The organism is uncultured Microbacterium sp. (genome assembly GCF_947488465.1).
Classification (GTDB): domain Bacteria; phylum Actinomycetota; class Actinomycetes; order Actinomycetales; family Microbacteriaceae; genus Microbacterium.
Map to the genome: position 1 here is coordinate 269,724 of NZ_CANKZA010000002.1, position 25,581 is coordinate 295,304.

The 25,581-nt window shown below is 67.6% G+C and carries 23 protein-coding genes; 5 read left to right on the forward strand and 18 right to left on the reverse strand.

The window, feature by feature from the left end; genetic code table 11:
* Window positions 1-151: 151 nt before the first annotated feature.
* Window positions 152-838, reverse strand: coding sequence for a DUF6338 family protein (locus Q0653_RS06340; RefSeq protein ID WP_298943545.1), 687 nt, complete (start codon window positions 836-838; stop codon window positions 152-154).
* Between the two features lie 221 nt (window positions 839-1,059).
* Between Q0653_RS06340 and Q0653_RS06345 the strand changes: the two genes are divergently transcribed.
* A complete protein-coding gene (locus Q0653_RS06345) occupies window positions 1,060-1,293 on the forward strand; it encodes a DUF2188 domain-containing protein (protein WP_298943546.1) in 234 nt (77 codons plus the stop codon).
* A gap of 69 nt (window positions 1,294-1,362) precedes the next feature.
* On the opposite strand, the gene dnaB is transcribed toward Q0653_RS06345, so the two are convergent.
* The 16 genes from dnaB to Q0653_RS06425 form a co-directional block, all read right to left on the reverse strand.
* Window positions 1,363-2,739, reverse strand: a complete 1,377-nt coding sequence (gene dnaB, locus Q0653_RS06350) for a replicative DNA helicase (RefSeq protein WP_298742784.1) — start codon at window positions 2,737-2,739, stop codon at window positions 1,363-1,365.
* 402 nt (window positions 2,740-3,141) lie between these two features.
* A complete protein-coding gene (gene rplI, locus Q0653_RS06355; protein ID WP_298943547.1) occupies window positions 3,142-3,594 on the reverse strand; it encodes a 50S ribosomal protein L9 in 453 nt (150 codons plus the stop codon).
* 11 nt (window positions 3,595-3,605) lie between these two features.
* Window positions 3,606-3,860 carry a 30S ribosomal protein S18 gene (rpsR, locus tag Q0653_RS06360; protein WP_261607591.1) on the reverse strand — a complete coding sequence of 85 codons (255 nt, stop codon included), beginning with the start codon at window positions 3,858-3,860 and terminating at the stop codon, window positions 3,606-3,608.
* Between the two features lie 26 nt (window positions 3,861-3,886).
* Window positions 3,887-4,408: a single-stranded DNA-binding protein gene (locus Q0653_RS06365; protein WP_298742789.1), complete on the reverse strand. Its 522-nt coding sequence runs from the start codon at window positions 4,406-4,408 to the stop codon at window positions 3,887-3,889.
* Window positions 4,409-4,413: 5 nt separating this feature from the next.
* Window positions 4,414-4,752 (reverse strand): 30S ribosomal protein S6, encoded by a 339-nt coding sequence (gene rpsF, locus Q0653_RS06370; protein ID WP_261607677.1) that lies wholly within the window; start codon window positions 4,750-4,752, stop codon window positions 4,414-4,416.
* Between the two features lie 367 nt (window positions 4,753-5,119).
* Window positions 5,120-5,380, reverse strand: a complete 261-nt coding sequence (locus tag Q0653_RS14050) for a TMEM175 family protein (protein ID WP_366521964.1) — start codon at window positions 5,378-5,380, stop codon at window positions 5,120-5,122.
* Window positions 5,381-5,478: 98 nt separating this feature from the next.
* Entirely contained in the window at window positions 5,479-7,146 is a 1,668-nt protein-coding gene (locus Q0653_RS06380; RefSeq protein ID WP_298943552.1) for an ABC transporter ATP-binding protein, read from the reverse strand.
* The gene (locus Q0653_RS06385) at window positions 7,146-8,138 is read right to left on the reverse strand and encodes an ABC transporter permease (protein WP_298742795.1); all 993 of its coding nucleotides are present in this window, start codon (window positions 8,136-8,138) and stop codon (window positions 7,146-7,148) included. Before Q0653_RS06385 ends, Q0653_RS06380 begins: the two co-directional genes overlap by 1 nt.
* A gap of 1 nt (window position 8,139) precedes the next feature.
* Window positions 8,140-9,225, reverse strand: a complete 1,086-nt coding sequence (locus tag Q0653_RS06390) for an ABC transporter permease (RefSeq protein WP_298742797.1) — start codon at window positions 9,223-9,225, stop codon at window positions 8,140-8,142.
* A gap of 79 nt (window positions 9,226-9,304) precedes the next feature.
* Entirely contained in the window at window positions 9,305-10,942 is a 1,638-nt protein-coding gene (locus Q0653_RS06395; RefSeq protein ID WP_298943555.1) for an ABC transporter substrate-binding protein, read from the reverse strand.
* A gap of 165 nt (window positions 10,943-11,107) precedes the next feature.
* A complete protein-coding gene (locus Q0653_RS06400; RefSeq protein WP_298742801.1) occupies window positions 11,108-11,491 on the reverse strand; it encodes a DUF779 domain-containing protein in 384 nt (127 codons plus the stop codon).
* Window positions 11,492-11,493: 2 nt separating this feature from the next.
* Window positions 11,494-13,041 carry an aldehyde dehydrogenase family protein gene (locus Q0653_RS06405; RefSeq protein WP_298943558.1) on the reverse strand — a complete coding sequence of 516 codons (1,548 nt, stop codon included), beginning with the start codon at window positions 13,039-13,041 and terminating at the stop codon, window positions 11,494-11,496.
* A 143-nt stretch (window positions 13,042-13,184) separates the two neighbouring features.
* Window positions 13,185-15,317 carry a 4-alpha-glucanotransferase gene (gene malQ, locus Q0653_RS06410; protein WP_298943560.1) on the reverse strand — a complete coding sequence of 711 codons (2,133 nt, stop codon included), beginning with the start codon at window positions 15,315-15,317 and terminating at the stop codon, window positions 13,185-13,187.
* Window positions 15,318-15,474: 157 nt separating this feature from the next.
* On the reverse strand, window positions 15,475-16,794 hold the full coding sequence (locus tag Q0653_RS06415) for a GAF domain-containing protein (RefSeq protein WP_298943562.1): 1,320 nt from the start codon (window positions 16,792-16,794) through the stop codon (window positions 15,475-15,477).
* Between the two features lie 117 nt (window positions 16,795-16,911).
* Window positions 16,912-18,339 (reverse strand): CCA tRNA nucleotidyltransferase, encoded by a 1,428-nt coding sequence (locus tag Q0653_RS06420; protein WP_298943564.1) that lies wholly within the window; start codon window positions 18,337-18,339, stop codon window positions 16,912-16,914.
* Between the two features lie 9 nt (window positions 18,340-18,348).
* Window positions 18,349-19,917 carry a methyltransferase gene (locus Q0653_RS06425; RefSeq protein WP_298943566.1) on the reverse strand — a complete coding sequence of 523 codons (1,569 nt, stop codon included), beginning with the start codon at window positions 19,915-19,917 and terminating at the stop codon, window positions 18,349-18,351.
* Window positions 19,918-20,025: 108 nt separating this feature from the next.
* Here Q0653_RS06425 and Q0653_RS06430 point away from each other — a divergent pair, with 108 nt between their 5' ends.
* The 4 genes from Q0653_RS06430 (at window position 20,026) to trxA (ending at window position 25,172) form a co-directional block, all read left to right on the forward strand.
* Window positions 20,026-22,101 (forward strand): DUF6049 family protein, encoded by a 2,076-nt coding sequence (locus Q0653_RS06430; protein ID WP_298943568.1) that lies wholly within the window; start codon window positions 20,026-20,028, stop codon window positions 22,099-22,101.
* Window positions 22,094-23,704 (forward strand): lipid II flippase MurJ, encoded by a 1,611-nt coding sequence (locus Q0653_RS06435; protein ID WP_298943570.1) that lies wholly within the window; start codon window positions 22,094-22,096, stop codon window positions 23,702-23,704. The genes Q0653_RS06430 and Q0653_RS06435 overlap by 8 nt, the downstream gene beginning before the upstream one ends.
* A gap of 97 nt (window positions 23,705-23,801) precedes the next feature.
* Entirely contained in the window at window positions 23,802-24,779 is a 978-nt protein-coding gene (trxB, locus tag Q0653_RS06440) for a thioredoxin-disulfide reductase (RefSeq protein WP_298943572.1), read from the forward strand.
* A gap of 69 nt (window positions 24,780-24,848) precedes the next feature.
* Window positions 24,849-25,172 (forward strand): thioredoxin, encoded by a 324-nt coding sequence (trxA, locus tag Q0653_RS06445; protein ID WP_298742818.1) that lies wholly within the window; start codon window positions 24,849-24,851, stop codon window positions 25,170-25,172.
* A 56-nt stretch (window positions 25,173-25,228) separates the two neighbouring features.
* Here the strand turns inward: trxA and Q0653_RS06450 are convergent, their stop codons facing one another.
* The gene (locus Q0653_RS06450; RefSeq protein ID WP_298742820.1) at window positions 25,229-25,561 is read right to left on the reverse strand and encodes a tryptophan synthase subunit alpha; all 333 of its coding nucleotides are present in this window, start codon (window positions 25,559-25,561) and stop codon (window positions 25,229-25,231) included.
* Window positions 25,562-25,581 lie beyond the last annotated feature (20 nt).

Genomic DNA, 25,581 nt, shown 5'->3' on the forward strand with positions numbered 1-25,581 from the left:
TTCGACTTCGACTTGTTCGTCGTCTCACCATTGGCGGGACGGCTCGGCCCAGACTTGGGCATGCCCGGCGGGTTGCTTGGTTTCGCAGGTGAGGCACCGGGGATCGGTGCGCCGCTACCGGTAATGCTCTTCGGCTGCTTGTCCGAATTGGTCATCGCTCTTCTTCCTCTCCGCCTGCCGGCACACCGGACACCCACTCGACGATGCAATCCGACGTGACCGGGATCCACACCCCAAGTGATCCGGGGATCGGCTTGACGAAGTCTCCCTCGGGGCTCATCTGCCATTGGACTTCCACGAAGAGGTCACGTTCATGCGGATACGTGCTCACGAGCGAGTCTGAGTCGAACCATCCTCCGCACCACGACCCTTCTGCGGTCTTGACCCTGACGAAGCGAGGCGTATAGGCGGTGAAGGCCGCTTTGTCCCAGCCCCTCGGCGTATCTTTTACCCGGTTGACCTGCTTCCGCTTAGTCTTCCCGCCGTCCATGGGTACCTTCACCCAGCGTGCATTCATGAGGTAGGCGACAAGGACGGGGAGCCCGACGAGGAGGGCTGCCGCAACTACCCAGGTGAGCACCCCGGGCCATTGAGCGACCAACTGCTCCAACTGCGCGCCGGCGTCGGTAAAGGCGGCGCCTGAGATGAGGAAGAACGCGGCGCCGTAGACGAGGAGAAATGCCACGCTGGCGAAAAGCGCCTCGAGTGTGCGCGTCCCAACGTCCTGGTTCGGAGCCTGCCAGCCCACGAAGCGACGCTTCGCCCAAGCGTAGGTGACTCCCGGGATGACCAACGCAACGAAGAACCACAGCTCCGGAAAGCTACTCGGAACGGTCAATCCGCCACCTTCCCCGTCAATGCACCGGCTGCGTCGGATCCGGTGCTCGCCCGTACGGAGCGGCCCCAGACCACTCCTCGTCACGAGGTCCGCTCAGATCGAAGCATACCGAGGCCAGCCGACACTGCCTCCCGAATGAACCTGCCGTCGCCTCTCAACGTCGGTGGTCCCTCGTATCGTGGGTGCGCAGGGACCACGCCACAACATTTGGAAGGACAGCCATGGCTGACTACGACGTGCAATACGACAAAGACAAGGGCGACTGGGGAGCGAAGCGCGCCGGCGCTGGCAAGGCAGCCGGTCGCTACGACACCCAGGCGGAAGCACACGACGCGGCGGTCGGCTTCGCGAGCCGCAGCGGTGGCGGCGAAGTGCGCGACCATCGCAAGGACAACAATCAGATCCGAAACACCGACACTGTCGGCAAAAAGGATCCGTTCCCGCCGAAGGGCTGAGGGCTTCGCATGTCAGACTATGAGCTGAAGGCTAGGTGACGGGGAGACAATCTAGTCAGTCACCTGTCATTACCCGAAGTCGCCCGGAGCCATGTCGGTGAAGCGGGAGAAGTGGCCCTGGAAGGCGACGGTGATCGTGTCCGTCGGACCGTTACGGTGCTTCGCGATGATCAGGTCGGCCTCACCGGCGCGAGGGCTGTCCTTCTCGTAGGCCGCCTCGCGGTGCAGCAGCACCACCATGTCGGCGTCTTGCTCGATCGAGCCCGACTCACGCAGGTCGCTGAGCGCGGGCTTCTTGTCCGCTCGCTGCTCGGCGCCACGGTTCAGCTGCGACAGCGCGATGACGGGCACCTGAAGCTCCTTTGCGAGCAGCTTCAGCGCACGCGAGAACTCCGACACTTCTTGCTGACGCGACTCGACGCGCTTGCCGCTCGTCATCAGCTGCAGATAGTCGATGACGACCATCTTGAGTCCCACGCGCTGCTTCAGCCGCCGGCACTTCGCGCGAATCTCGACGAGCGTCATGTTGGGGCTGTCGTCGATGTACAGCGGCGCATCGTTGATGCGGCCGCGGGTGGCGGCGATCGTCGTCCAGTCGCGCGAGTCGAGCGTGCCCTTGCGCATGCTCTGCAGCGGGATCGCACCCTCGGCGCTCATCAGACGCATCGCAATCTCACTCTTGCCCATTTCGAGCGAGAAGAAGATCGTCGGCATGTCGTGCTTGATAGCCGCCGACCGGGCGAAGTCGAGCGCGAGCGTCGACTTACCCATCGCGGGACGGGCGGCGATGATGATCATCTGCCCGGGGTGCATGCCGTTGGTGAGCTGGTCGAGGCCAGCAAAGCCCGAGGGGATGCCGGTCATCTGACCATCGCGGCCGCGCGCGGCCTCGATCTCTTCGACCGCCGCGTCGACGGCGATCTGCAGCGGCACGTAGTCTTCGGCGCGCTCGGCACCGGTCACGGAGTAGATCTCGGCCTGGGCATTGTTGACGAGGTCGAGCGCTTCACCCTGCCCGTTGTAGCCCATCTGCACGATGCGCGTGCCCGCTTCGACGAGACGGCGCAGCAGTGCGCGTTCATTGACGATGGAGGCGTAGTAGCCGGCGTTTGCCGCCGTCGGCACGATCGAGGTGAGCGAGTGCAGGTAGTCGGCGCCGCCCGCGCGCTGGAGGTCGCCGGTCTTGATCAACTCGTCCGTGACGGCGACCACGTCGGTGGGCTCACCGTGCGAATAGAGCGAAAGGATCGCTTCGAAGATCAGCTCATGCTTGGGGACGTAGAAGTCCGTGCCGCGGAGCGTTTCGATGACATCGGCGACGGCATCCTTCGACAACAGCATGCCGCCGAGGGCGCTCTGCTCGGCCAGCAGATCGTGTGGCGGCATCCGCTCAGGGCCGCGGCCCGAGCCACCCAGGCGCTCGTCCGAAATGTCCGCGATCGACATGACGCGCCCCTCTTCCCCGACTCGACCTCCGAGCCACAGGCCACGCTAGGCACGGCCACCGACACCTGCAAACCGACCTGTGGATAACTCTGTGGACGGATTCCGCGAAACGCCGCGATCCCTGTGCACAACCCCTGTGGAGAACAGGTCGAAACGCCGTGTGTGGGGAAAGATTTTTGCCGCTGGATCAGGTAATTATCGACACACACCCTGTGGAGAGGCAATGTGTTTGAAGTCACGCTTGAAGGTTGCGGTCACACCTCAGAGTTGGGGACAAATGTGAAACCTGAACGGAAGCCGTGAGCCGTTTGTCAAGTCCTCGAGCGAGAGAATCTCGACCAAAACGAAACGACGGATGCCGTGAACCCGAAGGTCCACGGCATCCGTCGTATGACGCGAAAGCTACTTCGCGGCGACCACGTTCAACGTGATCACGGCGGTCAGGTCGTCGCGCAGACGAACCGTCGCCTCGTGCTCACCGGTCGCCTTGATGGGCGAGGTGATGTGGATCTTGCGCTTGTCGAGATCACCGAGACCGGCAGTCTTGACGGCGTCCGCGACATCGGCGGTCTTGACCGAACCGAAGAGGCGGCCTTCCTTGCCGGCCTTGACGGCGAGGCGGACCTTGGCGCCCTCGAGCGTGTCCTTGAGTGCCACAGCCTCTTCGTGGTCGTGGATTGCGCGCGACTCGCGAGCGGCGCGAATGGACGCCACCTGCTTTTCGCCACCGCGGCTCCAGACCACTGCGAAGCCCTGGGGGACGAGGTAGTTGCGGGCGTACCCGTTCTTGACCTCGATGACGTCACCGGCGCTTCCGAGCCCGGCAACCTCGTTCGTGAGAATCAGCTTTGCCATGATCGTGCCCCTTAGCGGCCAGCGCCGGCGTAAGGCAGGAGTGCCATTTCGCGCGCGTTCTTGATCGCCGTGGCGATCAGACGCTGCTCCTGCACCGAGACACCGGTGATACGACGGGCGCGGATCTTCCCGCGCTCCGAGATGAACTTGCGAAGAGTCGGGACATCTTTGTAATCGATGACGCCGACGCGGATCGCCTTCGCGGGAGCGGCGTTCTTCGCGCCCTTCCGCGGCTTGCGGCGATCGCCGGTAGCCTTTCCAGCCATTGTTTTTCCTTAAGTGTGTGTGGTGATCAGAACGGCGTGTCGTCGCCGTACGACGTGCCCGGAGCGCTCCAGGCATCGGGAGCGGCCGAACCGGGCGTGGACCACGGCTCGTCCTGCTGCTGCGCAACCTGCGCGGGGCGCGACTGGCCGCCACCGCCGCCTCCACCGAAGTTTCCTCCGCCGGATGCCGCACGCGTGACCTGAGCCGTCGCATATCGCAGCGAGGGGCCGATCTCGTCGACCTCCAGCTCGATCGCGGTCCGCTGGTTGCCTTCACGGTCCTGGTAGGACCGCTGCTTCAGGCGACCAGACGCAATGACCCGGGACCCCTTCGTCAGCGAACCGGCGACGTGCTCGGCGAACTCACGCCACACGGACGCACGGAGGAACAGCGCTTCGCCGTCCTTCCACTCGTTCGCCTGACGGTCGAAGTTGCGCGGAGTCGACGCGATCGTGAAGTTCGCGACAGGCAGTCCGCCCTGCGTGTAGCGCAGTTCGGGGTCTGCCGTGAGGTTGCCCACGACGGTGATGATGGTCTCGCCGGCCATCGTCGTTACGCCTTCGCTGCCTTGCGGGCGGCCTTGGCGTCGGCGCGCTCCTTCTCGGCGGCGACGAGAGCAATGCCCTCCTCGGCGCGTAGGACCTTGGTACGCATGATCTGCTCGTTCAGCTTCAGCTGACGGTCGAGCTCCTGCGTGGTCGCGCTCGTGGCGGTGAAGTTGACGACGGCGTAGATGCCCTCGTTCTTCTTCTGGATTTCGTACGCCAGGCGACGCTTGCCCCAGATGTCGACGTTCTCGATGGAACCACCGTCTGCGGTGATCACCTTGAGGAACCCGTCGAGCTTGGGGGCGACCTGACGCTCGTCGATCTCGGGGTCGAGAATGACCATGAGCTCGTACTGGTGTGAGTGCGTCACTAACCCACCTCCTTCGGACTTGAACGGATGCCGGGCATTTCCCGGCATCAGGAGGGTTGATGCACGTGTCATGACAGGATTCGGACTCGGCCGATGCCAGACAACCTTCACAGTGTAGCGGATGCCGTTGGCGGTGCCGAATCCCCGCCAAGACTGTTCCGGTCGTCGGGACTGGCTGGCGTTCACCGCCTCTCCTGTCACTCTGACTACCGCCAGCCCCAGCATCCATACGACTGATACCGCACCACTAGCGTGGCCGTATGAGCCTGCCCTTCGACGCACGCCCACTGACCGAACCTGCCGATCGCGCGACCGTCCGTTCTTACGTCCAGCAGGTGCGTCACAGCGGGCGCGCCCCGGCCGACGGCGGAATGAAGCTCGTCATGGGCATCCTGGTCGGCGTCGTGTTCTTGCTCATCTTCGGATCGACGTTCTTTTCGATCGTTGCGGGGTTCCTAAGCATGGGCGCGGGCGGGAGCCACACGATGCTCAGCAGCCACAGCATGCAGATCCAGAGAAGTCCGCTCGTCACGTGCTCGACTCCGGAGAACAGGCGCTGATGATTGAGCCAGAACATCGCGATGAGGGCGAAGCTCAGCACGAACGACGTCGGCTGCCAGCGGTGGTCGACGAACCAGTCGGCGGTCGAGGTGCGGCGCGTCGCTGGTGATGCTCAGATGATAGGGCTCCGGTGGGCCCTCACGCGTCGTAGCGGTGCGCCTCCCAGATGGCGCGGCGCGCGGCCTGCTCGGCCGGATCCGGCACCGGCAGCGACGCGATCAGCTTGCGCGTGTAGGCGTCGGTCGGGTCGCCGAGGACCTCAGCAGTCGTGCCCTCTTCCGCGATCTCGCCCTTGTGGAGCACGACCACCCGATGGGCGAGCATGTCGACGACGGCGAGATCGTGCGTGATGAAGAGGGTGGCGAACCCGAAGCGTTCCTGGAGCTCGGCGAACAACTCGAGCACCCGCGCCTGCACCGACACGTCGAGCGCGCTCGTCGGCTCGTCGGCGATCAGCAGCTTCGGGTCGAGCGCGAGTCCCCGCGCGAGCGATGCGCGCTGACGCTGTCCCCCGGAGAGTTCGTGCGGGAATCGGTCGCCGAACGCCTTCGGCAGCTGCACGGCCTCGAGGAGCTCATCGACCTTGTCGCGGGCATCGGATGCGTTCTTCGCGCCCCCGTGGACGATCAAGGGTTCGGCGACGTTCGCCGCGATGGTCAGCAGGGGATTGAAGCTCGTCGCGGGGTCCTGGAAGACGAAGCCCAGGTCCTTGCGGTGCGCACGGAAGACCCGCTCCTTCACCCCGAGCATCTCAACGCCCAGCACCTGAAGCGAGCCACCGCTGACCGGCGTGAGTCCGGCGATCGCACGACCGATCGTCGTCTTCCCCGATCCGCTCTCACCGACCAGCCCGAGCACTTCACCGGGCCGGATCGAGAAGCTGACCCGATCGACGGCGCGGAACGTCGGGCGCCCCAACCGTCCGGCGTACTCGATGACGAGGTCGTCGGCGACGACGACCGGGGCGGCGGATGCCGCGCCGTCCGGCAGCCGGCGATCGACGATCTGCAGGCGGGGAACAGCGGCCAGCAGGCGCCTCGTATAGTCGTGCACCGGTGCGGCGAACAGGTCCGCGACGGGCGCGGTCTCGACGACCTCACCGTTCAGCATGACCGCGACGCGGTCGGCGAGATCGGCGACGACGCCCATGTTGTGCGTGATGAGCACGATCGCCGTGCCGTCTTCGTCACGGAGCCGGCGCAGCAGATCGAGGATCTCGGCCTGCACCGTCACGTCGAGCGCGGTCGTCGGCTCGTCGGCGATGATGACGGTCGGGTCGAGGGCGAGTGCCATCGCGATGACGATGCGCTGCTTCTGGCCGCCGGAGAACTGGTGCGGATAGTCGTCGACCCGACGTTCCGGCTCGGGGATGCCGACGCGCGCGAGCATCTCGATCGCTTTGGCGCGGGCCTGCTTCTTCGCGTACTTTCCGTGAGCCCGAAGACCCTCCGCGAGCTGCCACCCGACCGTGAACACGGGGTTCAGCGCGGTCGAAGGCTCCTGGAAGATCATCGCCGCCTTCGTGCCGCGGACGGCGCGAAGGCCGTCGGCATCCAGCCCGACGACGTCGGTGCCGTCGAGCACGACCGCACCCTGCGTGACCGCGGTCTCGGGCAGGAGGCCCAAGATCGTGCGGGCGGTGACCGTCTTGCCACTGCCGGACTCACCGACGATCGCGAGCACTTCGCCGCGCCGGACGTCGAGCGACACGCGGCGGACGGCATGGACGTCGCCGCCGTCGGTCGCGAAGGTGACGTCGAGCGCTCGGATGTCGACGGCAAGGCCCGTCTCGGATGCCGGGGTCATCACTCGACCTCTCCCATGAATTCGCGGCTCGCGGGCTGCGTCGCGGCAACCGCGTCGGCCGGGGTCTGCTTCGTCGCGCGGCGTCGTGCGCGCAGGCGCGGGTCGGCGAGGTCGTTGAGGCTCTCCCCGATGAGGGTGACGCCGAGGACGGTCAAAACGATCGCGATGCCCGGCGGGATGGCTGTCCACCAGATACCGGCCGCCACATCGCTGATCGACTTGTTGAGGTCGTAGCCCCACTCGGCGGCAGCGGTCGGCTGGATGCCGAAGCCGAGGAAGCCGAGGGCTGCCATCGTCGAGATCGCCTCGGACGCATTGAGCGTGACGATCAGCGGCAGAGTGCGCGTCGAGTTCCGCAGCACGTGGCGGAACATGATGCGGGGCGTCGAGGCTCCGATCACCTTCGCCGATTCGATGAACGCTTCGGACTTCACCCGCACGACCTCCGCGCGGACGACCCGGAAGTACTGCGGGATGAAGACCACGGTGATGGATGCGGCCGCCGCGAGCACGCCGGGCCAGAGGCCCGACTGGCCGCCGCTGATCGCGATGGCCACGACGATCGCGAGCAGCAGGGTGGGGAACGCGTAGATCGCATCGGCGATCACGACGAGCACACGGTCGACCCAGCCGCCGAGGTACCCGGAGACGAGACCCAGGAGGATGCCGAGGAACACAGAGAGTGCGATCGCGACGATCACGACGTACAGCGCGGTCTGCGCACCCCAGATAACGCGGGAGAGCACGTCGTAGCCGCCGACGGTCGTGCCGAGCAGGTGCTCGGGGCTCGGCGGCTGCTGCGCGCCGAAGTTGCCGTCGGGACCGCTCAACTGCGCGAACCCGTAGGGCGCGAGCACCGGCGCGAAGATGGCGGACACCAGGAACAGCAGGGTCAGGACGAGACCGGCCACCAGCATCCCGCGCTGGAGGCCCACGCTCTGCCGCAGCTGGTGGACGACCGGGACGCGGTCGATGAAGCGAGGCTTGGTCATCTCAGAACCTCACACGGGGGTCGATGAAGGCCGCGATGATGTCCACGGCGAAGTTGGTGAGCGCGACGATGATCGCGATCATCGCGACGATCCCCTGCACCGCGACGAAGTCACGCGACGAGAGATACTCCGCCAGCTGGAAGCCGAGGCCCTGCCACTCGAACGTCGTCTCGGTCAGCACCGCGCCGCCGAGCATGAGGGCGATCTGCAGACCGATGACGGTGATGATGGGGATGAGCGCGGGCCGGTAGGCGTGCGTCCGGACGAGGCGCCCCTCGCGCACCCCGCGCGATCGTGCGGCGTCGATGTACGGCATGTTGTACGTGCCGATGACGTTCGTGCGCACGAGCCGCAGGAAGATCCCGGCGGTCAAGAGGCCAAGGGTGAGCGCCGGAAGGACGGCGTGAGCGAGCACGTCTTGGACGTAGGCCGGGTTGCCGGAGGCGATCGCATCGATCAGGTAGATGCCGGTGCCACCTTCGCGGTTCAGCGCGATTTCCGTGCGCACGCTCGCGCGGCCGGAGACGGGCAGCCAGCCGAGCCACACGCCGAAGACGAGCTTGGCGACGAGGCCGGCGAAAAACACCGGGGTCGCGTAGAAGAGGATCGCGCTGACGCGGAGGAGGGCGTCGGGCCAGCGATCGCGCAGCGCGGCGGCGACGAGTCCGAGCGGGATGCCGACGAGGAAGGCGACGACCAGCGAGTAGAGCACGAGCTCGAGCGTCGCGGCTCCGTAGGTCGCGATCACCTGGATCACGGGCTGGTTGTCGGTGATCGTCGTGCCGAAGTTGAGGGTGAAAACCTGACCCAAGTACTCGACGTACTGGATGAAGATGTTCCGGTCGTAGCCGGCCTCACTGATGCGCTCGGCCAGCTGATCGGCCGGCAGGCGCCCCCCGAGGGCTGCGGTGATCGGGTCACCCGTGAGGCGGAGGAGGAAGAAGACCAACGTCACCAAGATCAAGACGGTCGGGATGATCAGCAGGAACCGCACGAGGATGTAGCGGCCGAGCGTCGATCCCGACTTCTTCGTTCGGGAATGGAGGGCGGGCGGTGGCTCGGCGACCAGGGCGGCGTCGGTGCTCATGAGTGACTACCTTACGGACAACGGGCGTTCCGCCCCGCTGCGCACGAGACGCAAACGAGACGGAACGCCCGTATCGGGATTACTTCGTGATCGGCGCGAAGCGGAGCTTGAACGATGCGTCGAGGGTGACCCCGTTCACATCAGCACCGGTCACGGCAACCTGCGCACCCTGCAGCAGCGGCAGGGTCGACAGGTCGCCCGCAACGAGCTCCTGGATCTTCTCGATGTCGGCGGTACGTGTGGCGGGATCTGCCTCGACGGCCTGCTGCAGGATCAGGTCGTTGACCTCGGCGTTGTCGTAGTGGTTGCCGAGGAAGTTGTCCTGGAGGAAGAACGGCGCCAGGTAGTTGTCGGCGTCGGAGTAGTCCGGGAACCAGCCGAGCTGGTACGCGGGGTAGACGTCGGTCGTGCGGTCCTTGGAGTACTGGACCCACTCGGTCGACTGCAGGTTGACCGTGAACAGGCCATCGGCTTCGAGCTGCTGCTTGATCAACGCGTACTCGTCACCCGACGACGGGCCGTAGTGGTCCGGGCTGTACTGCAGGTTCAGCTCGACCGGAGTCGTGACACCGGCAGCCTCCAGGGTCGCCTTCGCCTTCGCGGCATCCGGTCCACCCTCGCCGTCACCGTAGAGACCCTTGAGCGCCTCGGTGGCGCCGGCGAAGCCCTCGGGAACGTAGGAGTACAGCGGGGTGTAGGTGCCCTTGTAGACCTGCTCCGCGATCGTCTCGCGGTCGACGAGGTCGGCAGCGGCCTGACGAACGGCGAGCGCCTTGGCCGCGTCAGCCTCGGCGGTCGTGGCGCCGTACGGCTGCGTGTCGAAGTTGAACACGATGTAGCGGATCTCTCCACCGGGGCCGTCGACGACCTTGACAGCGTCGTTGCCGGAGAGGTCTTCGACGTCCGTGGCCGAGAGGCTCCGGTACGCCACGTCGACGTCACCTTCCTGGACGGCGAGCTTCAGGTTCGACGACTCAGCGAAGTAGCTGAGGATCACACCGGAGTTCTCCGCGGCCGACAGCAGGCCCTCGTAGCTCTCGTTCGGGGTGAACTCGACGGCCTTGTTGAAGTCCCACGAGGTGATCGCGTACGGCCCGCCGAAGGCGTTGGCATCCACAATCTCCTGGTCGGGCGTGATCGCGTCGGCCGAGAAGACCTCTTCGTCGACGATCGCGCCGGGGAAGGAGGTGAGGATGAACGGGAAGACCTGGTCGTTGTCGGTCTTCAGCGTGAAGACGACCGTGGTGTCATCGGGAGCCTCGACGCTGTCGAGATTGTAGAGCAGGCTAGACGCGCCGTTGGGGTCGGCGATGGCGAGGTTGCGGTCGAACGAGAACTTCACGTCAGACGACGTCAGGTCGTTGCCGTTGGCCCACTTCAGGTCCGCCGGGAGGGTGACGGTGTACTCGTTCGGCGCGGTGAACTCGGCAGACTCCGCGAGGTCGGGGACGACCTCGGTGCTGTTGTAGTCCGTGTTGACCAGGTACGGGAAGACCTGCGTCTGGACGGCGAGCGAGCCGTTGTCGTACGAGCCGGCCGGGTCGAGGGTGGTGACCTTGTCGGTCGTACCGACGATGATCGGCTCGCCGGAGGCGCCGCCGCCATCCGTGCCGTCGGTCGACGCGCCGCCGGCGCAGCCGGCGAGGAGCAGCGCCGAGACGCCGAGCGCCCCGATCGCGAGACCGGTGCGGCCTCGGTTGCTGGTGTGCAGTGCCATGGGTGATACCTCTGCTGTGTGATGTCAGTCCCGTCAGTGCGCGAGACCCGATGGCCATCATTCACCCGGTGCGGTGTACTTCTGGCACTCACGCAACTTTTGTAACGAGAACGAAACCGAGTGCCATCAGAGACGACGGTCGGTATCAGCGCCCGTCACCGACCATTACGACAGTCCGAAGTGCCCCAACTCGGCCTCATCCAGCATCCGGGAGCGGATGATGAACCGGTTTCCGGTCGGGCCCTCGACGCTGAATCCGGCGCCGCGGCCCGGCACGACGTCGATCGTCAGGTGCGTGTACTTCCAGTACTCGAACTGCGCTTCCGAGATGAATACCTCGATGAGATCGTCGAGCCCGACGTCGAGATCGCCGAGCTTCACATCGCTCGGTCCGGTGAGGAACATGCCGACGGGGAAGCACATCGGCGCCGAGCCGTCACAGCATCCGCCCGACTGATGGAACATGAGCGTGCCGTGTTGCGCCGTCAACTGGCGCAGCAGGGCCGCCGCGGCTTCCGTCACGGCGACCCTGCTGAGTGTGTCGTTCATGCTCAGAAGAAACCCATCGCGCCTTCGGCATACGACACCAGAAGGTTTTTGGTCTGCTGATAGTGGTCGAGCATCTTCAGGTGGTTCTCCCGCCCGATGCCGGACTGCTTGTACCCGCCGAACGCCGCGTGAGCAGGGTACTGGTGATACGTGTTCGTCCAGACGCGGCCAGCCTCGATCGCCCGGCCAGCACGGTACGCGGTGTCACCCGAGCGGCTCCACACGCCCGCGCCGAGCCCGTAGAGGGTGTCGTTGGCGATGTCGATCGCGCCGCCGAAGTCATCGAAGCTCGTGACCGAGACGACCGGTCCGAAGATCTCCTCCTGGAAGATCCGCATGCTGTTCTGGCCTTCGAAGACCGTCGGCTGCACGTAGAAGCCGCCGCTCAGGTCGCCGCCGAGGTCGACGCGCTCGCCACCGGTGAGCACCTTGGCGCCTTCGGCCTTGCCGATCTCGATGTAGCTGAGGATCTTCTCGAGCTGATCGTTGGATGCCTGTGCCCCGATCATCGTGGCCGGATCCAGCGGGTTGCCCTGCACGATCTTGCCGACCCGCTCGATGCCGTCGCCGAGGAACTGGTCGTAGATCGAGCGCTGGATGAGCGCGCGGCTCGGGCACGTGCACACCTCGCCGCCGTTGAGGGCGAAGAACGGGAAGCCCTCGAGCGCCTTGTCGTAGTAGTCGTCCTTCGCGCGGGCGACATCCTCGAAGAAGATGTTCGCGCTCTTGCCACCGAGCTCGAGCGTCACCGGGATGAGGTTCTGCGACGCGTACTGCATGATCAGGCGCCCGGTTGTCGTCTCACCCGTGAACGCGACCTTGCGGATCCGCTTGTGCTGAGCGAGCGGTGCGCCCGCTTCGATGCCGAATCCGTTGACGATGTTCACGACGCCGGCCGGCAGCAGGTCACCGATGATGTCGAAGAGGAACAGGATGGATGCCGGGGTCTGCTCGGCCGGCTTCAGCACGACGCAGTTTCCCGCAGCGAGGGCCGGAGCGAGCTTCCACGTGGCCATGAGGATCGGGAAGTTCCACGGGATGATCTGACCGACCACACCCAGCGGCTCGTGGAAGTGGTACGCGACGGTGTCTTCGTCGATCTGGCTGAGCGACCCCTCCTGTGCGCGCAGGACTCCGGCGAAGTAGCGGAAGTGATCGACGACCAGCGGGATGTCGGCGGCGAGCGTCTCGCGCACCGGCTTGCCGTTGTCCCACGTCTCGGCCACGGCGATCGCCTCGAGGTTCTGCTCGATGCGATCGGCGATCTTGTTCAGGATGTTCGCCCGATCCGCCGCCGTCGTCTTCTTCCACGACTCGAACGCCTTCCAGGCGACGTCGACCGCACGATCGATGTCTTCGACCGTGCCGCGACCCACCTCGGTGAACGGCTTGCCGTTGACCGGCGAGATGTTCTCGAAGTACTGACCCTTGATCGGCTCGACGAACTCACCCCCGATGTAGTGCCCATACCGGGGGCGATAGTCGGCGACAGCTCCACGCTGTCCCGGGTTTGCGTAGACGCTCGAGACGCCCTCTTCAACGATGGTCATGATGTCTCCTTCGACGTTCATGGTCCGCGGCATCCTCGCCGCGCTTCAGATGCCGCCGACACTACGTCGCCCCACGTTGCATGCGGTTGCGCCCCCGCCGTGGCTCCCCGCGCCACGACCGTCCGCCTTCCGCGGGGCGGGGGTCAGAGCGCGGCGTCGACGGCCGACAGCAGGGAGACGAAGCGGGGATGGGTCGCCAGGTCGTCGAGGAGCACGGCGCGGCCGGCGCCATCGGCGAGCGGCACCTGCCAGTTCGGATACTCCTTGTCCGTGCCGGGCTGGTTCTGCGTGCGGCGTTCGCCGACGGCATCCACCAACGCCACCCCGAGAAGCTGCGAGGGGGATGCCGTGATCAACACGTTCAGCGCCTCGATCACCTGCTGCTCGCTCGCCTCCGCACCCAGCAGCCCGCGCTCACGCAGCAGGGCGAGCATCGCACCGCGCTCGGCGTCGGCCTCGGCGAGCTCCACCTCCACCGGGCGGGTAAGGAGCCCCAGCCGGGCCCGCAACGCGACGTGCTCGTCGGCGAGATACCCGGCGGTCGGGGGAAGATCGTGCGTGTTGACGGTCGCGAGCAGCGACTCGCGGTACTGCTCGGGCGGACGAAACCCCTCACCCTCGCGCTCGAACCACAGCACCGAGGTCCCGAGGATTCCGCGCGCGGACAGGTAGTCGCGCACCCACGGCTCCACGTTGCCGAGGTCTTCGCCGATCAGCACGGCGCCCGCGCGGTGGGCCTCGAGCGCCAGCACGCCGATCATCGCCTCGTGGTCATAGCGGACGTAGGTGCCGGCCGCCGGCGAGAGTCCTGCCGGAATCCACCACAGGCGGAAGAGGCCGATCACATGGTCGATCCGCAACGCGCCGGCGTGGCGGAGGAGCGTCCGGATCATGTCACGGAGCGGCGCGTACCCGGCCTCGGCGAGCGCGGGCGCGAGCCACGGCGGCTGGTTCCAGTTCTGGCCCTGCTGGTTGTACATGTCCGCGGGGGCCCCCACCGTCATGCCCGGGGCATACATTCCGCGGAGCGACCAGGCATCGGACCCCTGCGTGTGCACCCCGACGGCGAGGTCGTGCATGACCCCGATCGTCATGCCGGATGCCTTCGCCGCCGCCTGCGCACGCTCGACCTGCTGGTCGGCGACCCACTGCAGCCAGATGTGGAAGTCGACCCGGGTCGTCAGCTGCGCCCGCAACTCCGCAACCAGGGGCGAGGAGATGTCGCGCGCATCGTCGGGGCGCGGGGCGCCGTCGTAGTGCTCTTCGAGTGCGCACCACAGGGCGAAGTCCTGCAGCGGCTGACCCTCGCGGGCGATGAAGGCATCGAGCTCGGCCCGACGGCCGGTCGACAACGGCGCGAGGAAGATCGCGTCGAGCGCGAGACGCTTCGCCGCCCACACGGCATCGCGATCGATGCGCGTCGGATCGTCATCGGTCGCGGCGACGGGGGTGCGGGCTGCCTCGACGACGGCACGCTCGGTCGGAGTGAGATACGCGACCTCGCGGATGTCCTCCGGCCGCACGTACAGCGGCGCGAGGAATCTCCGCGTCGCGGGAAGATACGGCGACGGTTCGATCGGGCTCGTGACCTCGGCCGCGTGGATGGGGTTCACCAGCAGGAAGTCGGCGCCCTCGGCACCCGCGATCGACGCGAGATCGGCAAGATCGGCGAAGTCACCCATGCCCCACGACGCGCGCGAGCGCACCGAGTACAGCTGCGCCATCAGGCCCCAGCCCCGCCGGCGGCCGGGCCGCGTGGGCGGAGCCGGCAACCGCTCCGGGGTGATCACGAGCGGGGCGGATGCCGTCCGATTCACGTCGCCGCCGAACGGCCGCTGCCAGGCATGGACCGTGTGCCATCCGAGCGGAAGATCGACCGGTACGGGGATCTGCAGGCGCCACACCGGGGCGCCGTCGACCGTGCGGGAGGTCGCCTCCTGCGGCGGCACCGGAAGGTCACGCCACGTCCCGTCTTCGAGCGCGATCGACAGGGTGACATCGTGACCATCGGCGACGTGGACGAGCAGCACGCGCGCACCGGGGCGCGACACGAGCGACGCCGGCAACAAGCGGCGCCAGGGCTCTTCCTGGATGTCGTCGAGCGCCGCGGTGATCTCAGCATCCGACCCCACCGCGACACCCATCGACCGCAGCACGGCCCGGAGGGTCGTGGCGGGAACCGTCACCCGGTCACCGAAGAACGACCAGTACGAGGTCGCGATACCGTGCGCCTCGGCGAGCTCCGTGAGCGCGGGTGTGGGGGTGTCGTCGGTCATGTCTTCCCTCCCTCACGATCATCCTGCCAGACCGCGCCGCGCGCGCCCCCGCCGCCCCGTCATCAGATTCGGACAATGTCACCCGAATCGGATGCTGCAACCCTCGCGCGGCCGAATCTGCGGCATCCGTCCGAATCCGGTGCACGGCGAGGGGCGCTCAGAGGCGCTCGATCCGGGCGACGAGCCCGGCCCGCTTGGGCGATCGCGCCGGCAGCATGCTGAGCGCGAGGCGCAGGATCTCCTCATCCGCCGAGCCGTCCGAGGTCTCGGCGTACGCCAGGAGGACATCGATCGAGGCTTCGGCGAGGAGGGCATCGCGCAACGCGACCCGCACCGTCTCGCGGAATTCCTCCACGCCCGGGGCCACCGAATCCGGCAAGACCGGCCCCCGGTAGGCCGCGAGGGCGACGCGATGCGCTCCGCGACCGAGCAGCGACAGCACCTGGTGCGCATCGATCTCGAGGTCCGCCGCCAGCCGGTACGGCCGGGATGTCGGGACCAAGTGCGGAGCCGTCCGCTCGAGCACCTTGCGCAGGCGCACCATCTCGGGCCGGAGTGTGCCCTCGGCCGCGTCGCCGTAGACGAGCTCGCCGAGACGCTCCGCCGACAGCCCTTGCCGGTGCACCGCGAGCATGAGGAGGATCTCAGCGTGCCGCGCCGATACTTCGGTGAGGGTCTCGGCCGCGTCACCCGCGATCTCCAGCAGCGCGCGATCACGGCCGAGGACTCGCAGCGTCGCGGTCTCGGGCGCCCGCACCACCGACCGTCGGCTGGGGATCGGCGCCGTGACGGCCGCACGTGCGCGCAAGCGCGCCACGAGCAACTCACCCTCGATCGCTCGGGCCGTCGCGTCGACGAGCAACTGCGCCTGGGGTGTGACGGCATCCGCTCCGCCGGTGACATCGATGACCCCGAGGATCCGACGGGTTTCCGGGTCGTGGACGGGGGCGGCCGTGCACGACCACGGCTGCACGAGCCGGTTGTAGTGCTCGGCCCCGTGGATCTGCACGGAGCGATCGAGCGCCAGCGCGGTGCCGGGAGCGGAGGTGCCGACGAACTTCTCGGACCAGTTCGTGCCGGCGACGAACCCCATCGCGCCGGTCAGCGCCCGCACCGACCGGTCACCCTCGATCCACAGCAGCCGTCCGGCCGCGTCCCCGACCGCGACGACCACCCCGGCATCGCTCGCGTTGTCTCCCGGCAACAGCAGCGCGCGGATCATGTCCATCGCTCCGGCGAGCGGATGGGTGCTGCGATACGCCTCGAGCTCCTCGTCGGTGAGTTCGAGGGGCGGGAGGTCCTCGGCACCTACACGACCCGCACGCGAGCGGCGCCACGAGTCCTGCACGAGCGGGCGGACCTGATCGACCCGGGGATCACCCGGATTGCCGCCGACGAACTCTTCGTGCGCACGCTCGATGAGCAACCGGGACGTCTCGGGTGAGACCTCCCGGCGTGACGACCACGACGAGGGCACGGCGACTCCGTTCGACGGCGAGGGGAGTGCGCACAGTCTAGGTCGATCGGCGTGCCGAAAGCAGGGCGGATTCGGCCGATCCGGCCTGTCACTGCCCCCACCTCGCGGGTGAGCGGCTCAGCCGCGCGCGGCCCACCAGGCGCGCAAGCGCTCCTCGGCCACCTCCGCGCCGACCATGCCCTCGTCGAGCCGCAGCTCGAGCAAGAACCGGTAGGCCTCGCCCACCTCACGCCCCGGCGCGATCCCCAGCACCTGCTGGATGCGGTTGCCGTCGAGCTCAGGCCGGATCGCGTCGAGCTCTTCCTGCTCGGCGAGCTCGGCGATGCGCCGTTCGATGTCGTCGTAGGCGCGCGCCAGGCGCCCGGCCTTCTTGGCATTGCGGGTGGTGACATCGGCGCGCGTGAGGATGTGGAGGCGCTCGAGCTCGTCGCCCGCGTCGCGCACGTAGCGGCGCACCGCCGAATCGGTCCACGTCCCCTCCGCGTACCCGAAGAACCGCAGATGCTGCTCGATCAACTGCGTGACCGACGCCGTCGTCTCGCCGTCGAAGCGGAGCGCGGTCAACCGCTTGCGCGCCAGCCGCGCCCCCTTGAGATCGTGGTGGTGGAAGCTCACCCCACCACCGGGCTCGAGCTTGCGGGTCGCAGGCTTGCCGATGTCGTGCAGCAACGCCGCCAGCCGCAACGGCACGTCGGGCGCCTGCCCGGGATGACGCGCCTGCTCGAGCTCGATCGCCTGACGCAGCACCGTGAGCGAGTGCTCGTAGACATCCTTGTGGTGGTGGTGCTCGTCGATCTCGAGCCGCAGCGCCGGCACCTCGGGAAGGAACTCGGCCATCAGTCCGCTCTCGACCAGCAGCCGGATGCCGCGGTCCGGCGTATCGGTCTGCACCAGCTTGACGAGCTCGCCCTGCACCCGCTCGGGGCTGACGATCCGCAGACTCTCGCGCAGATCGGCCATCGCGGCGAACGTCTCCGGTGCGACGTCGAACCCGAGCTGCGCGGCGAAACGAGCCGCGCGCAGCATCCGGAGCGGGTCGTCGCCGAAGCTGATCGCAGGGTCGGCGGGAGTGCGCAAGCGCCGGTCGACGAGGTCTTCCACGCCGCCGGTGGGGTCGACGAGGGCGGGCGTCGGCAGACGCAGTGCCATCGCGTTGACCGTGAAATCACGACGCGCGAGATCGGCCTCGAGCGTGTCACCGAACTCCACCGTGGGCTTGCGCGTCGCACCGTCGTAGCTGTCGGCGCGGTACGTCGTGATCTCGACCTGCTCGCCGTGGATCTTGGCCCCGATCGTCCCGAACGCGCGACCGATATCCCACGTCGCCGTCGCGAGGGGCTTGACGATCCGAAGGATGTCGTCGGGCCGAGCATCCGTCGTGAGATCAAGATCGTTGGTCGTCCGCCCGAGGAGCGCGTCGCGGACGGGACCGCCGACGATCGCGATCTCGAAGCCGGCATCCACGAACGCAGAACCCAGAGTGGCCATCAACGGCGACGAGGCGAGTGCCCCCAGCCGCGCGAGTCCCTCGGCCATATTGAGCATGTATCGAGCCTACCGGGGCTCGGAATACGCCACTTCGAACCCCTCATCGGCGACATCCGAGGCAAACGCGAGGAAACCGGTGAACACCAACTCCCGCACGCGGGGCACAAGATCGGCCGCGAGCGCGGCGGCGTCGACCTCCAACAGGTCGGCGATCGCGCCGATCAGCACCCCCACGGGCAGATCGCCGTCGCTCGCGCCGACGAGCGCGGCCAGCGCCGGGTCGACCTCGATCGTCCGCGCGAATCCGCCGCCCTGGCGGAGCTCGATGACGCTGGGTGCCTCCACACCGGGCAGATGGTGACGAGCCTCGGTGACGTCGCCCGCGACGACCAGGGTGGATGCTGCGAGCGCCGCATCGTCCATCCGGCTCAGCCGTCCCCACGCCGTCAGGGCGGCCAGCAGATGCTCGCCCAGGCTCGCCGAGACCGGCTGCGACACACGCTCGTAGCGGGCCAGGGTCGGGGTGCCGGATGCCGGCCGGTGGAGCACGAGGTAGCCGAACCCGATCCCGGTCACCCCACGCGCGGCGAAGTCGGTGAGCCACGCGTCGATGAGGCCGGCGTACTCGGGTGATCCGGGCACCGTCCCGCCGTCACGCACCCATAACTCCGCGTAGGCGAGCGGATCGAGCATCTCGCGCTCGATGACCCAGGCATCCAGCGCAACGGGAGAATCCGCCACCCACTGGCGGACCCGATCGAGACCGTCCTCGGCGCCCCGATACTCCCAATTGCCGAGCAACTGCGCCATGCCACCGGGGGCGAGGACCTCACCGACCTGGGTCACGAACGCGGCGACGAGATCATCGCCCGCCATTCCGCCGTCGCGATACTCGTACTCGGGCACCCCGGCCACCCGGGGTGTGATCACGAACGGCGGGTTCGACACGACACGTGCGAACTGCTCGCCGGCGACGGGTGCGAACAAGCTCCCGAGCCGCACGTCGATGCGATCACCGGCCCCCGCCAACAGAGCGTTCAGCCGCGTGAATTGCAGGGCCCGTGCCGACACATCGGTTGCCACGACCCGGTCCGCGTGACGCAAGGCACGCAACGCCTGGATGCCGCAGCCCGTCCCGACGTCGAGGACCCGGCCGACCACGGACGGGAGTTGCAGCCCGGCCAGAGTCATCGATGCACCGCCGACACCGAGGACGTGACCGGCGGGGAGGGCTCCGCCGAGCGCGCCTTCATCGAGATCACTGGCGATCCACCAGAGGCCTGATCCCGCGGCATCGACGAACTCGTGCGGCCGCACGAGTGCCGCCGCAACCACGCGCTCCCCATCGATCGAGGCAAGACCCAGGGTGTGCAGTCCTCTCGCACCGAGGCGCGGAAGGGCGGCATCCACATCGGAGACGGCGGCGGCGCCCCCGAGAAAGAGCACCCGCGCGAGAACGGCGAGCGCGTCGGTGCGCTCGCCCAGTGCCCGCAAGGCCGGTCCGTGCAGTCCGCGGCCGATCGCATCGTCGGCGATCGGCCCCCACGCCGCCCGCACGGAAGTCGCCGTGTAGTCGGCGTCGCGGAGGTCCGCGCGCAGTGCCGCGCACAGCCCAGGGTCGGCAGTGACATCCACGCAAGCGTCCAATCGTCGTCGGCCCGGCTCCGTCACGGTTCGCGCACAGGGCCTCACTCTAGAATCGCACCTGATCGTGCGGTCGGGGATCGCACAGGAGTCCAATCCATGACCGTGACCTCGTCCGCATCCACGCCCGCGCGCCGCATTCTGGTGCGCCTGGCGGTGCTGATGGCGCTTGTCCTCGGCGTGGCCCCCGCCGCCCCCGCGGTGGCCCTCGAGACGCCGCTCGCCTCCACGGGTGTGCGCTTCCTTGCCGCGCCGACAGACGATGGCGTCCTCACCGAAGGTCAGCCGCTCACCGTGGCACTGCACGCGACCAACGCCACAGCGGTGCCGATGGCATCGGGCCCGGTGAGCATTTCGGTGACCGACACGCCGCTCCCCACCCGCGACGCGCTGCGCGGCTGGCTCGATGACGCCGACCCGGACCCCGCCGCGCGTGAGATCGGCACCGCCACGATCGGCGCTCTCGATGCGTACGACGAGCGCACGGAGACGGCGACGATCGATCCCGACACCGCCGGGCTCCGACAGTTGGCGCCGGGCGTCTATCCCCTGACGGCGACCTACGGATCGGCCCGCGGAGACCTCACGACCGCCAGCGTCCTGGTGGTTCCGGATGCCGCTGCTTCCGCCCCCGTCGGCGTCATCGTTCCGATCACGACACCTGCCCGCTCGGTCGGTCTGCTCACGAGCGACGAGCTCGCCATCCAGACCGGCGTGGACGGTGATCTGCGTGCGCAGGTGGATGCCGTGTCCGGCACCGCGGCGATCCTCGCCGTCGATCCCGCGATCGTCGCCTCCATCCGCGTCCTCGGCTCGTCGGCACCCGCCACGGCCCGCGCGTGGCTCAGCGACCTGCTGGCGCTGCCGAACGAGCGATTCGCTCTGCAATTCGGTGATGCGGACCTCGCCACGCAGATCGGCGCGGGCCTGCGCACCCCGTTGACCGTCACGTCGCTCGGTACCCCCCAGACCGCGGGCGGCGGCGGGGCGGATGCGGCATCCCCCGCTCCCACACCGACCAGCACGCCGACCAGCACGCCGGAGGGAACCACTCCGACCCTGGCGGATCTTCTCGACATCGGGCCCGCGACCCAGGGGTTCTTCTGGCCCGCGACCGGCACAGCCGGCGGCGCGGTCGCCACGGCCCTCGCCGGGCTTGCCACCCCCGAGACCCCGGCCACCACGCTGGTCCCGTCATCGATCACCAGCGGGTCGGCAACCGGGCGCGCCCGCGCGGGAGACGCAGACCTCCTCGTCTACGACGCAGACATCTCACGTTCGTTGCACGCGATCTCGGTGGCCACCGACAGCGTCGATCGGGGCCGCGGGCGAGCGGCGGCATCCGCCTTCACCTCGCTGGCGAATGCGGAGTCACCGGGGGCAGGGCTGCTCGTCACAATCGATCGGGGGGCGAACCGGACTGCCGCCGCGCTCGATGCCGCGGTCAGCGCGGCGTTCTCGCTCACCGGACGCCTTCCCGCCGGAATCGACTCGTTCCTCGATGCGAACGCCACCGCCGTCACCCTCGGCGAGGTCGACCCGAACCCGGCCCACGTCGCGGCACTCACCGAGTTCCTCACCGACGAGACCGAGCTCGTCAGTTTCTCCTCGATCCTCACCGATCCGAACGTCCTCCTCGGACCCGAGCGCACGGCGATCCTTCAGCTGATCGGCAACGCCTGGCTGCCCGATACCGCCGGCTTCGCGGGCGCGGTCTCGGATCATCGCGCAGCGACCCGCGCCACACTCGACGCCGTATCGGTCCTGCAACCGTCCGGACTCACTCTCGCGGCCTCGAGCGCGTCGCTCGGTTTCACGATTCGCAATGATCTCCCCTGGCCCGTGTCGCTCGTGCTGATCACCACGCCGAACGACCCCCGCGTGATCGTGCAGAACACGACTCCGATCCAGATCGGCGCCAGCCAGAACTCACGCGCGGACGTCCCGATTCAGGCTCGCGTCGGCAGCGGTGAATCGAACCTCACGGTGCAGTTGCGTAGCCCCACGATGATCGCCGTCGGCGACCCGGTCTCGGTCGACGTGTCGGTGCGCGCCGAGTGGGAATCGGTCGGCATCGTCGCGCTCGTGGCGCTCGTGTCCGCGATGATCGTGCTCGGCGTCATCCGCACGATCGTGCGGCGTCGGCGTGCCCCGAAGGAGGATGTCGATGGCTAGTCTCGGGCGCGCCAGCGCCATCATCGGCGCCGGAACCCTCGTCTCACGGCTCACCGGGCTCCTCCGCTCAGTCGTGCTGGTCGCGGTGATCGGGTCGTACGGATCGCGTGCGGCGGATGCGTTCACGACAGCGAACATGCTGCCGACGAGCATCTACGAGCTCGTCGCGGCCGGCGTCATCACGGGCATCATCGTTCCGCAGATCGTGAAGGCGGCCGCGCACAGCGATGGGGGTTCACGATTCGTCTCGAAACTCCTGACCCTCGGCACCGTGCTGCTCGTGGCCGCCACCGCGCTCATCATGGCGCTCGCGCCCCTGCTCATCTGGCTCTACGTGCCGGGCTACACACCGGAGCAGTCGGCGCTCGCCCTGTCGCTGGCCTACTGGTGTCTCCCACAGCTGCTCTTCTACGGTCTCTACGCCCTCCTGGGTGAAGTCCTCAACGCGCGCAAAGTCTTCGGCCCGTACAGCTGGGCACCTACCGTCAACAACCTCGTGTCGATCGCCGGATTCGGTGTCTTCCTCGCCGTATTCGGTGGACCGTTCACCGAGGTCGCCGACTGGAACGGCGCCATGGTGACCACGCTGGGCGCCACGGCGACGCTGGGCATTGCGCTTCAAGCGATCGTCCTCGTGTTCTTCTGGCGTCGTACGGGGCTTCACATCCGCCCTGATTTCCACTGGCGTGGCATGGGTCTGCGCCACATCGGCACGCTCGCCTGGTGGACGTTCCTCACGGTCGTGGTCGGGCAGATCGCCGGCCTCGTGCAGTCACGTGTGGTGTCGGATGCGTCGGGCTCCGCCGGCATCACGGTCATCGTCTACGCCTGGCTGATCTTCATGCTTCCGCACTCGATCGTCGCGATGTCGATCTCCACGACCTATTTCACGCGTCTGTCGGAGTTGGTCGTGGCGGGCGAGGTCGACCGGGTCGGCCCCAATCTCGACGAGTCGATCCGGGCGCTCAGCGTCTTCGCCTTCGGATTCATGGCGGCGCTGGGCGCGGCATCCGTTCCCCTCTCCCGCATCTTCACGAACAGCCCTGACGGCGCCGTCGCAATGGCCTGGGTGCTGGGTGCCTACCTCGTGGCGCTCGTGCCGTTCGGCGTCCTGGTGATCGTCCGGCGTGCCTTCTTCGCCTTCCAGGACACGCGGACCCCGTTCTCCTTCACGATCGTCCAGTGCGTGCTCGCCGCCGGCGGTGCCCTCCTGGCGGCGCTCGCCGTGAGCGTCGGGTGGCTTCCCCTCGCTTTCCTCGCCGCCGCCGTCGCCCTCACGCAGTCCCTCTCGACATTCGTGCAGTTGCCGGTCGCCGTGCGCCTGCTCCGCCGGCACACGGGCGCTCTGCGCCTCGGGGCAACATGGCGCGCACTCGGCCGCTTCGCCGTCGCCGCCGTGCCGGCTTTCGCGGCCGGATGGCTGACGTTCCTCCTGCTCGGCGGTGCCGACGGATGGACGGCGTCGGATCGGCTCCTCGGCGCGGTCGGTGCGGCCCTCATCGGCGCGGTGTCGCTGGTGGTCTACGTCGCGATGCTGGCGGTGCTCCGCGCCCCCGAATTGACCATCGCGGTCCGCACCGCACGGCGCCTGATCGGTCGCTGAGAATACGGCCACGGTGACCCGGCGCGGGAATGCGTCGCGACTACCATGGGTTGACTGCGGTGAGGCTCCTCGGCCTCGTCCATGAAGGAGGAAACGCGTGCGACAGGTCATCATCATCGGATCCGGACCCGCGGGCTATACCGCGGCGATCTACGCGGCACGCGCGAACCTGTCCCCCCTCGTCATCGCCAGCTCGGTCGAAGCCGGCGGCGAACTCATGAACACGACCGAGGTCGAGAACTTCCCCGGTTTCCCCGAGGCGATCATGGGTCCCGACCTCATGGCGAAGATGCAGGAGCAGGCGGAGCGCTTCGGCGCCGAGGTCGTCTACGACGACGTCGTCTCGCTCGACATCACGGGCCCCGTGAAAACCCTCACTCTGGGTTCCGGCAAGGTCGTCGAATCGGATGCCCTCATCTATGCCACGGGATCCGCACCCCGGAAGATCGGCATCGAAGGCGAAGCACGCCTCTCCGGTCGCGGGGTGTCGTACTGCGCGACGTGCGACGGATTCTTCTTCCGCGAGCGTGTGATCGCGGTCGTCGGCGGCGGCGATTCGGCGATGGAAGAGGCGACATTCCTCACCAAGTTCGCCTCGAAGGTCTACGTCATCCACCGTCGCGGCGAGCTGCGCGCCTCGAAGATCATGCAGGAGCGCGCTCAGCGCAACGAGAAGATCGAGTTCGTCTGGAACAGCGCGGTCGTCGACATCGTGGGCGACGAGGCCGTCACCGGCGTCGTGCTGGAGGACACGGTCGACGGTTCGCGTCGCGAACTGGCCCTCGAGGGCGTGTTCGTCGCGATCGGCAACGACCCGCGCACCCACCTGGTCCACAACATCCTCGACCTGACCGAACACGGCACGGTCTGGGTCGACGGGCGCTCGTCGCGCACGTCGGTCCCGGGCGTCTTCGCCGCGGGTGACGTCATCGACCCGACGTACCGTCAAGCTGTCACCGCGGCGGGCAGCGGAACCGTCGCCGCGCTCGACGTCGAGCACTACCTCGCTGCCCTGGGCGAAGCGGGCGAGCCCGCCGAGGACGCCTCGGAAATCGACGCACTGCCCACCGTCTGAACGCGGGGGAACAATCCCCGGCATCCCGACGTTTGTCCATTTCGACACTTCTATGAAGGAGAAGAACACATGACTTCGAAGGCCACGAGCGAAAGCACCTGGAAGCAGGACGTCATCGAGGCCGACGGCCCCGTCCTGGTCGACTTCTGGGCTGAATGGTGCGGACCGTGTCGCATGGTCGGCCCGATCCTCGACGAGATCCAGTCGGAGAACGGTGACAAGATCACCATCCTCAAGCTGAACGTCGACGAGAACCCGAACCTCGCCATGGAGTACCAGATCACGTCGATCCCGGCGATGAAGGTCTTCAACAAGGGACAGGTCGAGAAGACGATCGTCGGCGCAAAGCCGAAGTTTGCTCTCGAGCAGGACCTCGCCGCATACCTCGCCTGACCACAGGTTTCACACCCCCTGACCGGGATTTTCCTGGTCAGGGGGTTTTTCGTGCCCTAGGGGCGTACCCGTGCATCCCACGTGCGATGCGGCTCACTTCCGAGAAGGCGCCAGACCGCCCGCGTGAGTTCCGGATGCTGCAGCGCGATCTGACGAAGCACGCGGTAGTTGCGGGCAACCGACGGCCGTGAGCCCCCGTCGGACGCGATGTTCTCCGCGCGGAGGGTGAGGACGACCAGCTCGTCGACCGACGGGAGGTCCTCCATGAACTCCCACGGATCCTCACCCGACCGGATGCGTTCCTCGATCAAGACGGAGAGTTCATCCGACGCTTCGGCGCGCAAGAGCTCCAGGCTGGCGCGACGCGGGAGGTTGAGATCATCCGTCACTCATCCAGCCTACGACGCCG

What these genes read in the sequence shown, in the direction of transcription:
- rplI (WP_298943547.1), bottom strand. Translation starts at nt 3,594, where the DNA reads ATGGCAAAGCTGATTCTCACGAACGAGGTTGCCGGGCTCGGAAGCGCC.
- Q0653_RS06405 (WP_298943558.1), bottom strand. Translation starts at nt 13,041, where the DNA reads ATGACCATCGTTGAAGAGGGCGTCTCGAGCGTCTACGCAAACCCGGGA.
- Q0653_RS06435 (WP_298943570.1), top strand. Translation starts at nt 22,094, where the DNA reads ATGGCTAGTCTCGGGCGCGCCAGCGCCATCATCGGCGCCGGAACCCTC.
- Q0653_RS06385 (WP_298742795.1), bottom strand. Translation starts at nt 8,138, where the DNA reads ATGACCAAGCCTCGCTTCATCGACCGCGTCCCGGTCGTCCACCAGCTG.
- rpsF (WP_261607677.1), bottom strand. Translation starts at nt 4,752, where the DNA reads ATGGTCATTCTCGACCCCGAGATCGACGAGCGTCAGGTCGCCCCCAAG.
- Q0653_RS06430 (WP_298943568.1), top strand. Translation starts at nt 20,026, where the DNA reads ATGACCGTGACCTCGTCCGCATCCACGCCCGCGCGCCGCATTCTGGTG.
- Q0653_RS06365 (WP_298742789.1), bottom strand. Translation starts at nt 4,408, where the DNA reads ATGGCCGGCGAGACCATCATCACCGTCGTGGGCAACCTCACGGCAGAC.
- rpsR (WP_261607591.1), bottom strand. Translation starts at nt 3,860, where the DNA reads ATGGCTGGAAAGGCTACCGGCGATCGCCGCAAGCCGCGGAAGGGCGCG.
- Q0653_RS06420 (WP_298943564.1), bottom strand. Translation starts at nt 18,339, where the DNA reads ATGCTCAATATGGCCGAGGGACTCGCGCGGCTGGGGGCACTCGCCTCG.
- Q0653_RS06400 (WP_298742801.1), bottom strand. Translation starts at nt 11,491, where the DNA reads ATGAACGACACACTCAGCAGGGTCGCCGTGACGGAAGCCGCGGCGGCC.
- dnaB (WP_298742784.1), bottom strand. Translation starts at nt 2,739, where the DNA reads ATGTCGATCGCGGACATTTCGGACGAGCGCCTGGGTGGCTCGGGCCGC.
- Q0653_RS06390 (WP_298742797.1), bottom strand. Translation starts at nt 9,225, where the DNA reads ATGAGCACCGACGCCGCCCTGGTCGCCGAGCCACCGCCCGCCCTCCAT.
- trxA (WP_298742818.1), top strand. Translation starts at nt 24,849, where the DNA reads ATGACTTCGAAGGCCACGAGCGAAAGCACCTGGAAGCAGGACGTCATC.
- Q0653_RS06395 (WP_298943555.1), bottom strand. Translation starts at nt 10,942, where the DNA reads ATGGCACTGCACACCAGCAACCGAGGCCGCACCGGTCTCGCGATCGGG.
- malQ (WP_298943560.1), bottom strand. Translation starts at nt 15,317, where the DNA reads ATGACCGACGACACCCCCACACCCGCGCTCACGGAGCTCGCCGAGGCG.
- Q0653_RS06380 (WP_298943552.1), bottom strand. Translation starts at nt 7,146, where the DNA reads ATGACCCCGGCATCCGAGACGGGCCTTGCCGTCGACATCCGAGCGCTC.
- Q0653_RS06345 (WP_298943546.1), top strand. Translation starts at nt 1,060, where the DNA reads ATGGCTGACTACGACGTGCAATACGACAAAGACAAGGGCGACTGGGGA.